Source organism: Giesbergeria giesbergeri (assembly GCF_054779375.1).
Genome location: NZ_BAAGYJ010000002.1, coordinates 397,193 through 410,864, shown reverse-complemented (window position 1 = coordinate 410,864; position 13,672 = coordinate 397,193). Strand labels below are relative to the sequence as shown.

The 13,672-nt window shown below is 56.8% G+C and carries 13 protein-coding genes and 1 pseudogene; 11 read left to right on the top strand and 3 right to left on the bottom strand.

The window, feature by feature from the left end; all coding sequences use genetic code 11:
- Positions 1 to 16: 16 nt before the first annotated feature.
- Positions 17 to 1,021 carry a GGDEF domain-containing protein gene (locus ACYVB2_RS06080; RefSeq protein WP_382434076.1) on the top strand — a complete coding sequence of 335 codons (1,005 nt, stop codon included), beginning with the start codon at positions 17 to 19 and terminating at the stop codon, positions 1,019 to 1,021.
- Positions 1,022 to 1,032: 11 nt separating this feature from the next.
- Here the strand turns inward: ACYVB2_RS06080 and ACYVB2_RS06075 are convergent, their stop codons facing one another.
- Positions 1,033 to 1,785, bottom strand: a complete 753-nt coding sequence (locus tag ACYVB2_RS06075; RefSeq protein WP_382434078.1) for a 4-hydroxy-tetrahydrodipicolinate reductase — start codon at positions 1,783 to 1,785, stop codon at positions 1,033 to 1,035.
- 23 nt (positions 1,786 to 1,808) lie between these two features.
- On the bottom strand, positions 1,809 to 3,068 hold the full coding sequence (locus ACYVB2_RS06070; RefSeq protein WP_382434080.1) for a putative Na+/H+ antiporter: 1,260 nt from the start codon (positions 3,066 to 3,068) through the stop codon (positions 1,809 to 1,811).
- Positions 3,069 to 3,234: 166 nt separating this feature from the next.
- Here ACYVB2_RS06070 and ACYVB2_RS06065 point away from each other — a divergent pair, with 166 nt between their 5' ends.
- From ACYVB2_RS06065 to ACYVB2_RS06020, 10 genes and pseudogenes are all read left to right on the top strand, one after another.
- On the top strand, positions 3,235 to 4,278 hold the full coding sequence (locus ACYVB2_RS06065) for an ArsJ-associated glyceraldehyde-3-phosphate dehydrogenase (RefSeq protein ID WP_382434082.1): 1,044 nt from the start codon (positions 3,235 to 3,237) through the stop codon (positions 4,276 to 4,278).
- Position 4,279: 1 nt separating this feature from the next.
- The gene (gene arsJ, locus ACYVB2_RS06060; protein WP_382434084.1) at positions 4,280 to 5,518 is read left to right on the top strand and encodes an organoarsenical effux MFS transporter ArsJ; all 1,239 of its coding nucleotides are present in this window, start codon (positions 4,280 to 4,282) and stop codon (positions 5,516 to 5,518) included.
- Positions 5,511 to 5,690: pseudogene (locus tag ACYVB2_RS06055) on the top strand (ArsR/SmtB family transcription factor); the annotation flags it as partial. The gene arsJ and the pseudogene ACYVB2_RS06055, both read left to right, overlap by 8 nt.
- Positions 5,691 to 5,867: 177 nt before the next feature.
- The gene (locus ACYVB2_RS06050) at positions 5,868 to 6,368 is read left to right on the top strand and encodes an arsenate reductase ArsC (RefSeq protein ID WP_382434118.1); all 501 of its coding nucleotides are present in this window, start codon (positions 5,868 to 5,870) and stop codon (positions 6,366 to 6,368) included.
- A gap of 12 nt (positions 6,369 to 6,380) precedes the next feature.
- Positions 6,381 to 7,406: an ACR3 family arsenite efflux transporter gene (arsB, locus tag ACYVB2_RS06045; RefSeq protein WP_382434086.1), complete on the top strand. Its 1,026-nt coding sequence runs from the start codon at positions 6,381 to 6,383 to the stop codon at positions 7,404 to 7,406.
- Positions 7,407 to 7,555: 149 nt separating this feature from the next.
- Positions 7,556 to 7,807: a DUF2789 domain-containing protein gene (locus ACYVB2_RS06040; protein ID WP_382434088.1), complete on the top strand. Its 252-nt coding sequence runs from the start codon at positions 7,556 to 7,558 to the stop codon at positions 7,805 to 7,807.
- Positions 7,807 to 8,739, top strand: coding sequence for a cation diffusion facilitator family transporter (locus ACYVB2_RS06035; RefSeq protein ID WP_382434090.1), 933 nt, complete (start codon positions 7,807 to 7,809; stop codon positions 8,737 to 8,739). Before ACYVB2_RS06040 ends, ACYVB2_RS06035 begins: the two co-directional genes overlap by 1 nt.
- 14 nt (positions 8,740 to 8,753) lie before the next feature.
- Entirely contained in the window at positions 8,754 to 10,199 is a 1,446-nt protein-coding gene (locus ACYVB2_RS06030; protein ID WP_382434092.1) for a permease, read from the top strand.
- A gap of 30 nt (positions 10,200 to 10,229) precedes the next feature.
- On the top strand, positions 10,230 to 10,472 hold the full coding sequence (locus ACYVB2_RS06025) for a thioredoxin family protein (protein WP_382434094.1): 243 nt from the start codon (positions 10,230 to 10,232) through the stop codon (positions 10,470 to 10,472).
- Positions 10,469 to 10,948, top strand: a complete 480-nt coding sequence (locus ACYVB2_RS06020) for a DUF2703 domain-containing protein (RefSeq protein ID WP_382434096.1) — start codon at positions 10,469 to 10,471, stop codon at positions 10,946 to 10,948. The genes ACYVB2_RS06025 and ACYVB2_RS06020 overlap by 4 nt, the downstream gene beginning before the upstream one ends.
- A 19-nt stretch (positions 10,949 to 10,967) precedes the next feature.
- Here ACYVB2_RS06020 and alaS read toward each other — a convergent pair whose 3' ends face one another.
- Complete coding sequence (alaS, locus tag ACYVB2_RS06015) at positions 10,968 to 13,595, bottom strand: alanine--tRNA ligase (protein ID WP_382434120.1); 2,628 nt, start codon at positions 13,593 to 13,595, stop codon at positions 10,968 to 10,970.
- Between the last annotated feature and the right edge of the window lie 77 nt (positions 13,596 to 13,672).

The window sequence follows — 13,672 nt, the reverse complement described above, 5'->3', positions numbered from 1 at the left end:
AAGGCACACCGACACCATGAAGCCCATTTTGCAAAATCTGGTCGAAATGACAGGTCAGCGCGACCACCTGCGCCTGGAAGTATCGGTGTTATCCACCTTACAAAAGCTCTCCAACATCGTAGAAGTGCGTGCGCTGGAGTTGTTCACCATCGATGGCGTGATGCACCTGCGGCCCCGCACCTGGAAAGGCCCCCAAGACTGGGTGTCTACCGATATGGAGCCGAGCAAAGACCCGCAGCAGCAACCCCTAGAAAACCTGCCCGAGCTGGCTGCCTGTGTGCGCGGCCACGAAAGCCATGTGATTGCCTCTCCCCGGCGGGGCTACCATGTGCTGTGGTTACCGGTATGGATGCACGACAAAGTCAGTACCTGTTTGGAAATCAGCCAAAAACGCCCTTTTTCAGTGCATCGGCTGGAGGTCATCACGGGCATTTTCAATGTCTACCAAAACTACCAAAGCCTGCTGGACTACAGCGAGCGCGATGCCCTGACAGATTTGTACAACCGCAAGACCTTTGACGAGCAGTTCTCCCGGCAAAGCTACAGCAGCGCCAGCGACAATACGCCCCACAAGGCAGAGCAATGGCTGGCAGTGATCGATATCGACCACTTCAAACAGGTCAATGACCGTTTTGGTCATCTGTATGGCGATGAAGTGCTGATTTTGGTGGCCAACGTGTTACGCAGCTCTTTTCGCTCAAACGACCGGATTTTCCGTTTTGGCGGCGAAGAGTTTGTGGTGCTGCTGCGCTCGATCAGCCTCGAAGAAACACGCAACGCCCTGAACCGTTTTCGGGAAGCTGTGCAGGTTTACCCCTTTCCACAGGTAGGGCAGGTCACCGTGAGCATCGGCTTTGTCAATGCTACCCACGGTGCCCCGGTAGAAATCTTGGGCCAAGCGGATCAGGCACTCTATTACGCCAAAGAACATGGCCGCAACCAAGTCTGCTTTTATGACGATCTGATAGCCAGTGGCGATCTGGTGGTGCAGATCGCCCACGACGATGTCGAATTCTTCTAAAACACCGCCGATTACCCGCCCATGTTCAAAAGCTGATGGCGAATTTTTTGCATCAACAGATCGTCAAAACTGTAGAACCCCTTGTCACATCGGGCCAGCTCTTCCAAAGCAAACGCTGCACCCGTGCCAAACGCCTCGCGCCGAATAGAGTCATGGACTAAACGCACCGTCTGGTGCGGAAAACCAAACACCACTTCGTGGTGCCCCACGATGCCCCCCAAGCGCAAGGAGGTGATACGGTCATCTTCCAAATGCAAGGTTTCGGCAATTTTGCGGGCAGTGCCCGACACTTCTGGTTTGTCACGGAAATGCTGCTCTATCACTTCCACATCGGCAAACGGCGCGATCTCACGCAACATCTTGGCTGCCAACAACAGAAAATTGATGCCCAAGGTGATATTGGGTGAACTCATCACCCGGGTGTCTTGGCCCATCTGGCGCAGATACTCCAGATGCTCGGGGCTATAGGCAGAAATGGCACTGACCAACATGATGCCGCGCTCGCGCAGCAGCTCGCCATAGCGGTAGACCGCGTCCGCCTGCGAAAAATCGACCACGGCATCGACGGGATGCTGATCGAACCACTGCTCTAAATCCAAGCCCTCTAACCCGACCAACAGAGCTTGCTCCAGCCCTTCCAGCGGTGTAGCTGTGGCAGCGCGGCCCCGCATCACCCAACGCAATTCAAAGCGTGGGTCGCTGGACAGCACGTTCACTACCGCCTTGCCAGCCCTGCCATAACCCAACACACCTATTTTCATCATCCATATCTCCTTTGTCAGTTGTTTCAAAGTAGCCGGAAAGCCAGTATGGCTACCAGCGTTGGCGGTAGGGCGGCTATCAGCAAACCCAAAGGCTGAATGGACTGATCAGAGAACTTTCCTTTCAAGATAGCGGCCCCGGCGGGATTGGGAGCGTTGGCAATCAGGGTCAAACCACCGCCTGTGACAGCCCCAGCCACCAAGGCGGTTTTGAACTCCAGGCTCAGGCCATCGACCAAAGATCCCAGATAGGTCAAGGCGGCGTTGTCGGTGATGGCCGTCAGCGCCACTGCGCCAAAAAATACCGTATTCGCGTCCATCCCCATCAACAACGGCTCCAACCACCATTGTTGCAAACCACCGAGCACCACCAACCCCGCCAGAAAAAAGGCCACCAGCAAGGCCTCGCGCAAAATGAGCGGGGTCTGGTGGCGCTGATAGGCCGTCCAAAACCCCAAAAAGAACAGAAACAAGCCCATGAACACCGCCGGGTGGTGGGCAAAAACGACCACCAGCGCCAAAAATACCAGATGCACCAGCACCACACTGACAGGCACAGCCGGGTCTTGGGCATGTGGTGGTGTAGTAGCCACATGCACCAACTCTTTGCGAAACAGCAGCATTGCACAGCCTGCATTGATAAAAACGGCCACCGCTGCCTTCCAGCCAAAGTGGGCCACCATAAACCAGATGTCCCAGTTCCATACAGCAGCCACCATCAAGACCGGTGGTGCCGCAAAAGGCGTCAAGGTGCCACCAATCGAGATGTTGACAAACAGCACCCCCAGAGTGACATATTTCAGCGGGGTAGATACTGAACGCGCCAACACGGTATCGCGCAACATCAAAGCGGCCAGGGTCATCGCCGCAGGCTCGGTGATGAAGGAGCCTAACAACGGCACCACCGAGAGCAACAGAAAATACAAGGCCATGCCAGAAGGCAATGGGGTGTAGCGTGCTATAGAGCGCACCAGCGCACCCACGCACTGCAAAATAGGCCGGGTGCCAGCCATCACCATGATGGCAAAGACAAACACGGGTTCGGTAAAGTTTCTGGAATCCAGATAAGCCACGGCCTTGTCTTCGCCTTCAATGCCAAACATCCATAGCATCAGCACCATCGCCCAAAAACCGAAAACCACCTCCACCTCACCCAGCAAATGCCAAATACCCGCATGGCGGGGTCGGGTGTGGGCTAAGCGTTCAAAAAATTTGGTGGAAAAGGTGTGCAGCACTGCCAAAGCAAACAGCACCGCACCAATACCGTGGATCAGCGTAGGGGGCATATAAAAAGACGAAGAGGAACCGCGAGGCGGCCCGACCTTCGCATGAACCTGCCCAACCCCCACGGTTTGGCACCCAACTTCAGTATATCGCGACACAGGTTTGTCATAAAATGATTTTATATTTCAACAAATATCAAATCATTTGCACCAGAAAGGCAAGACTGCGATGAAAGTGGGCATCAACGGCATGGGCCGCATTGGGCGTTTGGCACTGCGTGCGGCTTTGGGGGCGGCAGAACGCAGCTTGGATGACCCACGCGCAGGCAACCGCTTAGAGGTGGTGCACCTGAACGAAATCAAAGGCGGGGCTGCTGCCACCGCGCACCTGTTGGCCTTTGACAGCGTGCAAGGCCCGTGGCGCACCCCCATCCATGCCGAAGGGGAACAAGCGGTGGCTATTGGCGCGCAACGTTTGTCCTTCAGCAGCCATGCCCAACCCGCTGATATTCCTTGGGGAGATTTGGGGGTCGAGGTGGTGCTGGAATGCACCGGCAAATTTTTAACCCCCGAGACCATTCAAGGCCACCTGCAACGTGGGGCCAAACGGGTAATCGTGGCAGCGCCGGTCAAGGTGGGCGGGGTGCTCAACATAGTGGTTGGTATCAACCACCAGCAATACGACCCGGCGCGCGACCAGATCGTCACCGCAGCCTCTTGCACCACCAATTGTTTGGCCCCAGTGGTCAAAGTGGTACACGAGAACATTGGCATTCGGCATGGACAAATCACCACCATCCACGACCCCACCAATACCAATTTGGTAGTGGATGCCCCACACAAAGACCTGCGCCGCGCCCGCAGTGCCATGCTGAGTCTGGCCCCCACCACTACCGGCAGCGCCAGCGCCATTGCACTGATTTATCCCGAACTGAAAGGCAAACTCAACGGCCATGCGGTGCGCGCACCCGTGCTCAATGCCTCACTCACCGATTGCGTGTTTGAGTTGCAACGCGCCACCAGCGCCGAAGAAGTCAATGCCCTGTTCAAAGCAGCCGCAGCCGGGCCACTGGCCGGTATTTTGGGCTACGAGGAGCGCCCGCTGGTCAGTGCCGACTACGCCCGCGACACGCGCAGCTCGATTGTCGATGCCCTGTCCACACTGGTCACAGATGGCACCTTGCTCAAGGTCTACGCTTGGTACGACAACGAAATGGGTTATGCCTGCCGCATGGTCGATTTGGCTTGCCACATGCAACAGGTAGGCATCTAGCATGAATGCCGCCGAGCGCCACTATGCCATCGTCACAGCTTCCTACTGGGGCTTCACGCTCACTGATGGTGCTTTGCGCATGTTGGTGCTGCTGCATTTTTACCAGTTGGGTTATTCCTCCGTCACGCTGGCCTTTTTGTTTCTGCTGTACGAGGCAGCTGGCATTGCGGCCAATTTGCTGGGCGGTTGGCTGGCTACGCGCTACGGCATTACCCGCATGTTGACGGTGGGGTTGGCGACGCAAATTACCGGCTTTACCCTGCTGTCGCTGCTGAACCCTGCATGGACGGCAGCCATGTCGGTGGCTTGGGTGGTGCTGGCACAGGGCGTTTGCGGTGTAGCCAAAGATTTGACCAAAACCGCTAGCAAATCGGCCATCAAAGTCACGCAAGCACAGGCCAAAGAACAGGGCACGGGCCAGTTGTTCCGCTGGGTGGCATGGTTTACTGGCAGCAAAAATGCCATGAAGGGCATTGGCTTCTTTTTGGGCGGCTTGCTGTTGCAAACGCTGGGTTTCCAAGCCTCGCTCTGGGCGATGGCGGCATTGCTGGGGCTGGTGTTGCTGGGCGTAGTCACCTCGTTGCCACAGATGATGGGCAAGAGCAAAGCCTCTGGCTCGGCCAAAGAATTGTTTGCCAAAAATGCCGGTATCAATGCCTTAGCAGCAGCCCGGGTAGTGCTATTTGGTGCCCGCGATGTGTGGTTTGTGGTCAGTTTGCCGGTGTTTTTGTATTCGGCGGGTTGGAACTTCACTATGGTCGGCAGTTTTTTGGCTGCTTGGACTATCGGCTACGGCTTGGTGCAGGCACTGGCCCCCCACTTAGTGCGGCGCAGCAGCGATGGCCTCAGCAGTGAAGTGCCAGCGGCGCGCTGGTGGTCGGCTTTGCTGGCCTTTGTCCCGATGGGGCTGGCCTTGGCCGTGGCATTCCAAGCACCCGCTTTGGAGTGGGTGGTGGTGGGCGGACTGTGCCTGTTTGGTTTTGCTTTTGCCGTCAATTCTTCGGTGCATTCGTATTTGATTTTGGCTTATGCGGGTTCAGAGAAGGCGGCAGAAGATGTCGGCTTTTATTACGCGGCCAATGCGCTCGGGCGTTTTGTCGGCACGTTGCTGTCGGGGCTGCTCTACCAATGGGGCGGCTTGCTCTATGCCCTGATAGGCTCGGCCCTGATGCTAGGGCTGTGTTGGTTGGCAACGCTGGCCCTGCCCTTATCAAAAGAAACCAGCAACAACCATGGATGAAGCACAAGTGGTGCGCGCCTTGGGCGCTTTGGCACAAGAGACCCGGCTGCGTTTGTTTAGGCTGCTGGTGGTGGCTGGGCCGCAAGGCTTGACCCCCAGCAGCATGGCTGAGTGCTTAGGAGCCTCGGCCACGGTGTTGTCTTTTCACCTGAAAGAGTTGCACGCTGCTGGCTTGGTACAGGTGCAGCGCCAAGGCCGACACCAAATCTACCGCGCCGCCATTGCCTCGATGAATGAATTGCTGTCTTACCTGACAGCGCATTGTTGCCAAGGTGAAGCGTGCCTAGAAACACCTTTGCTGGCCTGCACGGCCTGTGAAGCTCCATCCACTCCAGAAAGCGTTCTTACCATGTCCAGTCCCGTCTACAACGTGCTGTTTATTTGTACGCACAATTCTGCCCGCAGCATCATGGCCGAAGCCTTGCTCAACCAATTGGGTGGTGGCAAATTTCGTGCTTACAGTGCTGGTAGCCGCCCCACCAGCCAAGTGCATCCGCAAGCGTTGGCCCTGCTGCAACGCCACAAAATCCCCACCGAAGGGCTGCGCAGCAAAAATTGGGAAGAGTTTGCCCAGCCCGATGCACCACCGATGGATTTTGTACTCACGGTGTGCGACCAAGCCGCTGGCGAAACCTGCCCCATCTGGCCGGGCCAGCCCATGTCAGCCCATTGGGGTTTGCAAGACCCAGCCAACGTGAAAAGCAGCCCCGACAATGTGGAGAAAGCCTTTAGCGAGGTGTTCCGTCTGTTGCATCGGCGCATCTCGCTGTTTTTGAGTTTGCCATTAGCCAAGCTCGATCAGCTCTCGTTGCAACAAGAGTTGGGCCATATCGGCCATACCTGCGACTGATGGGGCCAAGGCATGGGCTTATTTGAGCGTTTTTTGACCCTTTGGGTCGCCTTGGGCATTGGGGCTGGCGTTGCCTTGGGCCTGATGCTGCCCAGCCTGTTTCAAGCCATTGCGGCACTGGAAGTGGCCCAAGTCAATTTGGTGGTGGCCGTATTTGTCTGGGTGATGATTTACCCCATGATGATCCAAATTGACTGGGCTGCCGTCAAGGATGTAGGTAAAAAGCCGCAAGGCCTGGCGCTGACTTTGGCAGTCAACTGGCTGATCAAACCATTCACGATGGCGGCACTGGGGGTGGTGTTTTTTCAGTATCTGTTTGCACCGTGGGTAGATGCCTCATCGGCCCGTGAATACATCGCTGGCATGATTTTGCTCGGCGTAGCCCCCTGCACGGCGATGGTGTTTGTTTGGAGCCAATTGGTCAAGGGCGATGCCAATTACACGCTGGTGCAAGTTTCTGTCAATGACTTGATTATGGTGGTGGCTTTTGCGCCCATTGCTGCCTTTTTGCTGGGCGTGACCAACGTGACCGTACCTTGGGAAACGCTGTTGCTCTCGACCGTGCTCTATGTGGTGTTGCCGCTGCTGGCGGGCATGGCAACGCGCCATGTATTGCAGCAACGTTCGGCGCACGCCGTGGCCGATTTTGTCGCATGGATTAAGCCGTGGTCGGTTACTGGGCTGATTGCCACCGTGGTGCTGCTGTTTGGTTTTCAGGCAGAAACGATTGTGGCTAAACCGCTGGTCATTGCCATGATTGCCGTGCCCCTGATAGTGCAAAGCTACGGTATCTTTTTTATTGGCTGGTGGGGTGCGCGCTGGCTGCAACTACCGCATAACGTGGCCGGGCCTGCGTGCTTGATTGGCACCTCCAACTTCTTTGAATTGGCCGTGGCAGTGGCAATTTCTCTGTTTGGTCTGAACTCGGGTGCAGCACTGGCTACGGTGGTGGGCGTACTGGTGGAAGTGCCAGTGATGCTATCACTGGTGGCTTTAGTCAATGCTTGGCATCCACACAAAACTCAAGAAAACCGTTGACAAATCGGCCCGCCATGCTCGCTGATGCCCATGATAGGCATCGTTTTTGTCATGGGCATAGTCAACCGCTACTTTACCGATGCCTTCAACGGGGTTTATAACAAGACCGTGACACCATCTGAAATTTTCTTACCGTCAGGAGTTGCGTCATGGAAAACTCGGTTCATCGCTTCCACGATTTGTTCGCCCAGTTGGGCCTGCCTGCCGATACAGAGGGCATCAGTGCTTTTTTAGCCGCCCACCGTCCGCTTGATAGCCATGTTTCTTTGGCAGATGCCCCCTTCTGGAGTAGCGCCCAAGCCGCCTTCTTGCGCGAAGCCTTGTTGCAAGACTCCGATTGGGCCGAACTGGTCGATCAACTCAATGGGGCTTTGCGCGAGCCACCACGACAAGGTAGCTGATGGGTGCAGCACACAGCCATAGCAGCCACAGCCACGCCCCAGCCAACTTTAGCCGAGCGTTTGCCATTGGCATTGCGCTCAATTTGGCTTTTGTGGCTATCGAGGCCTTTTATGGCTGGAGCATCAACTCTCTGGCTCTGCTGGCCGATGCGGGGCACAACCTCAGCGATGTGGCCGGTTTGGTGCTGGCTTGGGCAGGGGCTTGGGCCGCCAAACTGCGCCCCAACAACCGCCACACTTATGGCTGGAAGCGTGGCTCCATCGTGGCAGCAGTCCTGAATGCCCTGCTGTTGCTGTTGGCCATGGGGGCTTTGGCTTGGGAAGCCATTGACCGTTTGGGCACACCCCAAGCCACTGAAGGCTGGGCCATCATTGCGGTGGCCGGGGTGGGTATTGTCATCAACACCGCCACAGCCTTGCTGTTTATGCGTGGGCGGGCCACAGATTTAAACATCCGTGGCGCTTTTTTGCACATGGTAGCCGATGCACTGGTGTCGCTAGGGGTGGTGTTGGGGGGCGGGCTTTATCTCTGGCAGGGCTGGAGCTGGATTGATCCAGTGATGAGTTTGGCGATTGCCGTGGTGATTGTGTGGGGCACTTGGGATCTGCTGCGGCAATCGGTGCATCTGCTGTTGGATGGCGTGCCCGAACGCATCGACACCACGGCAGTGCGCCAGCACCTGCTCGCACTGCCGGGCGTGACTGACGTACACGATTTGCATGTGTGGGCGCTGGGCACCTCCGAGGTAGCACTCAGCGCCCATGTAGTCTTGCAATCGTCCCAAACTGATGTAACAACCATACTGCACCAAGCAGAACATCTATTGCATACGCACTTCGACATCCACCATGCCACCTTGCAGGTAGAGCCCCCCGCTTACGCGCAGTGCTGTAATTTGCGTGTGGGTGTCGGTGGCTGTTGTGGTGTCTAAAAAAGGGAAATGTGATGGCGTACTTTCTGCAATTGCTTGAAGGTGGTGCAGGCAACTTGGCGGCCTATTTGGCAGCCCATGTGCTGTTGTGCCTGTTGCCTGCCTTCTTTATTGCTGGGGCTATGGCCGCACTCATTCCCAAAGCCAGCATCACACGCTGGCTAGGCCGCAATACACCAGTTCATATATCGTACCCAGCAGCGGCGGCAGCGGGCTCACTGCTGGCGGTCTGCTCTTGCACTATCGTGCCTTTGTTTGCCGGTATTTATCGCAAAGGGGCGGGTGTTGGCCCCGCCATCACTTTTTTGTTCTTTGCCCCAGCAGGGAACATCATGGCTCTGGCCTACACCGGCAGTATTTTGGGGCTGGAGTTTGCTGCTGCACGATTTGTGCTGTGTCTGCTGTTTGGCATGGGTATCGGGCTGCTCATGGCCATGCTGTTTTGGCGTGATGATGCCAGCCATGATGCCCAAACCGATGCCCTGTTTGCCGAGAAAGCCCGCGTGGGTTCTGCGGCCACCGGCCTGCTGCTATCGATGGTGGCACTGCTGATAGCTGGCACGCTCAAACTGTGGCCTTTAACCAGCACCCTGGGCACCATCACGTTGCCGCTGGCGTGGGCACAAGATTGGCAAGACACCTTGTTCCAATGGGTTCCCTACGATGCTGCGAAAGGCGAAGAAGGGGTCACTTTCCAAGGCTCGGTGTTAATTCTGCTGCTGTTGTTCATTGCCAGCACCGCTTGGCAGGGGCTAGAGAACATCATTGAAGGGGCCAACCGTTGGACATGGGTCACGTTGGGCCTGACCGCTGCCACGCTGCTGATAGCAGCCTTGCGCCTGACCCCCAACACCCAGGGGCTGGAATTGGCGCTGACCGGGCGCTTCTTTGGCGTGGGCCTGTGTTTGTGGGCCGTTTGGCATTACCTGCAAGCCTTGGAGGCGGATGACCGCCAAGCTTGGCTTTGGGAGGCTTGGCGCTTTGTGAAACAAATTTTTGGCCTGTTGGTCATTGGTGTTTTTATCGTTGGCATGGTGCGCCAAGTGATTCAACCCGAATGGATTGAAAGCTGGGCCGGCAGCAACACCATAGCGGCCAATATGGTGGCTGTGCTGTTTGGTGTGTTTATGTATTTCCCAACGCTGGTCGAAGTGCCAGTAGCCAAGATGTTTTTGGACTTGGGCATGCACCCAGGGCCATTATTGGCCTACCTGATGGCCGATCCAGAGTTAAGCCTGCAAAGCATTTTGATGGTGATAGCGGTGATTGGCCGCCCAAAAACCTTTGCCTATGTGGGGCTGGTGGCTATTTTCAGTGTGCTGGCTGGGCTTTCGTATGGGGCTTGGGTAGACGGCATAGCGTGGCAAACGCTGGCCTTGGGCTTGGCTATTTTTGTCACTATGTTGGCTGGCTTGTTGGTCTGGCTGCATCGCTTACAAGCAGCACGCACACCGCTATGAATGGTTTTTTCAACCCGCAAGGAGATTCTTATGTTGACTGTCAAAATCCTCGGCTCTGGCTGCTCTAACTGCCGCAAACTTGAAGCCGTGGCCCGCGAAGCGGCCACCGAGGCAGGCATTGAAGCCGAGTTTGTCAAAGTAACCGATATGCAGGCCATCATGGCCTATGACCTGCTCTCAACACCAGGGCTGGTTATCAATGAAAAGCTGGTTGCCAGCGGACGCATTCCAAACAAAGCCGATGTGCAGCAATGGCTGCAAACTGCCGTATGAAATCGCTGCCGATTGTCTGGCAACGCTTGGTCACCCCCGATGGGCAAACCTGTCAACGCTGCCACAGTACCCACCAGAACCTGCTGCAAGCCGTGGCCCAGTTAAAGACAGCACTGGCCCCACTGGGGTTGCAGCCAGTGTTAGACACCCAAGAAATCCCCTTAGACAGCTTCCGGACACAACCGGCCGAATCCAACCGCCTTTGGATTGGCGGCCAACCGTTGGAAACTTGGCTAGGTGCCGCTACCGGCCAAAGCAACTGTTGCGCTGCTTGCGAAGGCGCGCCCTGCCGAACCTTGGAATTGGCCGGACAATCTTACGAGGCCGTGCCAGAGGCCGTGATTGTGCAAGCCGCTCTGCTGGCTGCAGCTGCGATGTTGGGGGCAAGCACCACGCCAGCAGCGCAGGGCTGCTGTGGCCCGGCCCCGTCCGGCTGTTGCGGCTCCACTTCTCGCACCCTTGGGCAGACTACATAGCCTGCCCCTCAGTCAGCCATCAAAGGCGTTCAGCCACCCAAGCCTGCACGCTCGCCAACGCAGCGGGCAATTGGGCGGCGTTGGTGCCGCCAGCCATCGCCATGTCGGGCTTGCCACCACCCTTACCCCCCACTTGCTGGGCCACAAAGTTGACCAGCTCGCCAGCTTTGACTTTGCCCACACTGTCGGCAGTGACCCCAGCGGCCAGTTGCACCTTGTCGCCATCCACAGCGGCCAGCACGATAGCAGCCGTCTTGAGCTTGTCCTTGAGCTTGTCGAGGGTGTCACGCAGAGTTTTGGCATCGGCACCGGGCAGCACTGCGGCCAGCACTTTCAAGCCTTTCACATCGGTGGCTTGGGTGGCTAGCTCATCGCCTTGGCTAGAGGCCAGCTTGCCCTTGAGCGCCGCCACCTCTTTCTCTAGCGCCTTGATTTGCTCCAACGTCTGGGCGATGCGGCTGTTGACCTCTGTTGTAGGGGCACGCAAGGCCGATGCAGCTTGGGCTACGGCATCTTCTAATGCTTGCAGATAGGCCAGAGCGTTGTCGCCCGTCACGGCTTCGATGCGGCGCACACCTGCTGCCACGCCGCTTTCAGCGACGATCTTGAACAGACCAATATCGCCCGTGCGCTGCACATGGGTGCCGCCACACAGCTCGCGGCTGGAGCCGATGTCCAGCACGCGCACGGTTTCGCCATACTTTTCGCCAAACAGCATCATCGCGCCGGTTTTTTGTGCCGATTCAATGTCCATCACCCGCGCTTGGGCAGCGGCATTGGTCAAAATTTCTGCATTCACCAAGGCTTCAATCTGGCGAATTTCAGCATCCGTGACCGGCGCATTGTGGGCAAAGTCAAAGCGGGTGCGTTCGGCATTAACCAAACTGCCTTTTTGTTGCACATGGCTGCCCAGCACTTCGCGCAGGGCTTTGTGCATCAAGTGGGTGGCACTGTGGTTGCGTACGGTGGCGGCACGCAGCACAGTGTTCACTTGGGCGCAGACATGGTCGCCCACGTTGAGCGTGCCTTGCTCCAGTGTGCCGTGGTGGCCAAACACATCGGCCTTGATTTTGAGGGTATCGGCCACAGCAAACTGTGCCGAACCACTGGTAATACGGCCTTGGTCGCCCACTTGGCCGCCACTTTCAGCATAGAACGGTGTGGTATCGAGCACCACCACACCACTCTGGCCGGATTTGATTTCGGCCACGCTCACGCCATCGACATACAGGGCAACAATTTTGGCGGCCCCTTCTTGCACATGCTCGTAGCCGGTAAAGGTATTGCCTGCGCCCGTGTAATCGAGCGCCTTGTCCATTTTGAACTTGCCTGCGGCACGGGCCTGGGCCTTTTGCTTTTCCATCGCGGCAGCAAAACCGGCTTCGTCCACGGCCACGCTGCGCTCACGGCAGACATCGTTGGTCAAATCCAACGGAAAACCGAAGGTATCGTGCAGCTTGAAGGCGATCTCGCCAGGCAGCGTGTTGGCACCATCGGCCAAGGCCGCATCCAAAATTTCCATGCCGTTGGCCAAGGTCTCGTAGAAGCGTTCTTCTTCGGCCTTCAGTACCTCGGTAATGCGTTGCTGTTGGGCACGGATTTGCGGGTAAGCATCGCCCATGAGCTGTGCCAAGTCGGCTACCAGCTTATGGAAGAACGGGGTTTTTTGGCCCAGTTTGTAACCGTGCCGAATAGCGCGGCGCACAATGCGGCGCTGTACATAGCCTCGGCCTTCGTTGCTAGGGATGACACCATCGCTGACCAAAAAAGCCGTTGCGCGGATATGGTCGGCAATCACGCGCAGCGACTTGTGGCCCAGATCGGTGCAACCCGTTTCGCGGGCGGCCGCTTTAATCAGGGCATCAAACAGGTCAATCTCGTAGTTGCTGTGAACATGTTGCAAGATGGCAGCTAAACGCTCCAGCCCCATGCCGGTATCCACGCAAGGTGCAGGCAGCGGCGTGACCGAACCGTCTTCGGCCATATTGAACTGCATGAACACGTTGTTCCAGATTTCAATAAAGCGGTCGCCGTCCTCTTCGGGGCTGCCCGGAGGGCCGCCGGGAATGTGCTCGCCGTGGTCATAAAAGATTTCGGAGCAGGGGCCACAGGGGCCAGTGTCGGCCATCATCCAGAAATTGTCTGATTTGTAACGGGCACCCTTGTTATCGCCAATGCGAATCACGCGCTCTGGGGGCAGGCCAATTTCTTTAGTCCAAATATCGTAGGCTTCATCGTCTTCGGCATACACCGTGGCCAGCAGACGCTCTTTGGGCAGCTTGTAAACCTCGGTCAGCAGCTCCCAAGCCCATTTGAGACTTTCGCGCTTGAAGTAGTCGCCAAAGCTCCAATTGCCCAGCATCTCAAAAAAGGTGTGGTGGCGCGCGGTGTAGCCCACATTTTCCAAATCGTTGTGTTTGCCGCCCGCACGCAAGCACGCTTGCACCGAGGCCGCGCGCACATAGCTGCGCTTGTCAGTGCCCAAAAACACGTCCTTGAACTGCACCATGCCGGAATTGGTGAACATCAGCGTCGGGTCATTGCCCGGCACCAACGGGCTGGACGCCACAACAGTGTGCCCCTTGGAAGCGAAGAAATCCAAAAAGGTCTTGCGGATGTCGGCAACGGTAAAAATGGGTGTGCTCATGGGGTGTGTGAGGGGGTATTCAGGAGGGCAGGTCAACCAGCGCCCTACCCTTGGAGGATAGCCAGAGATTATAGATT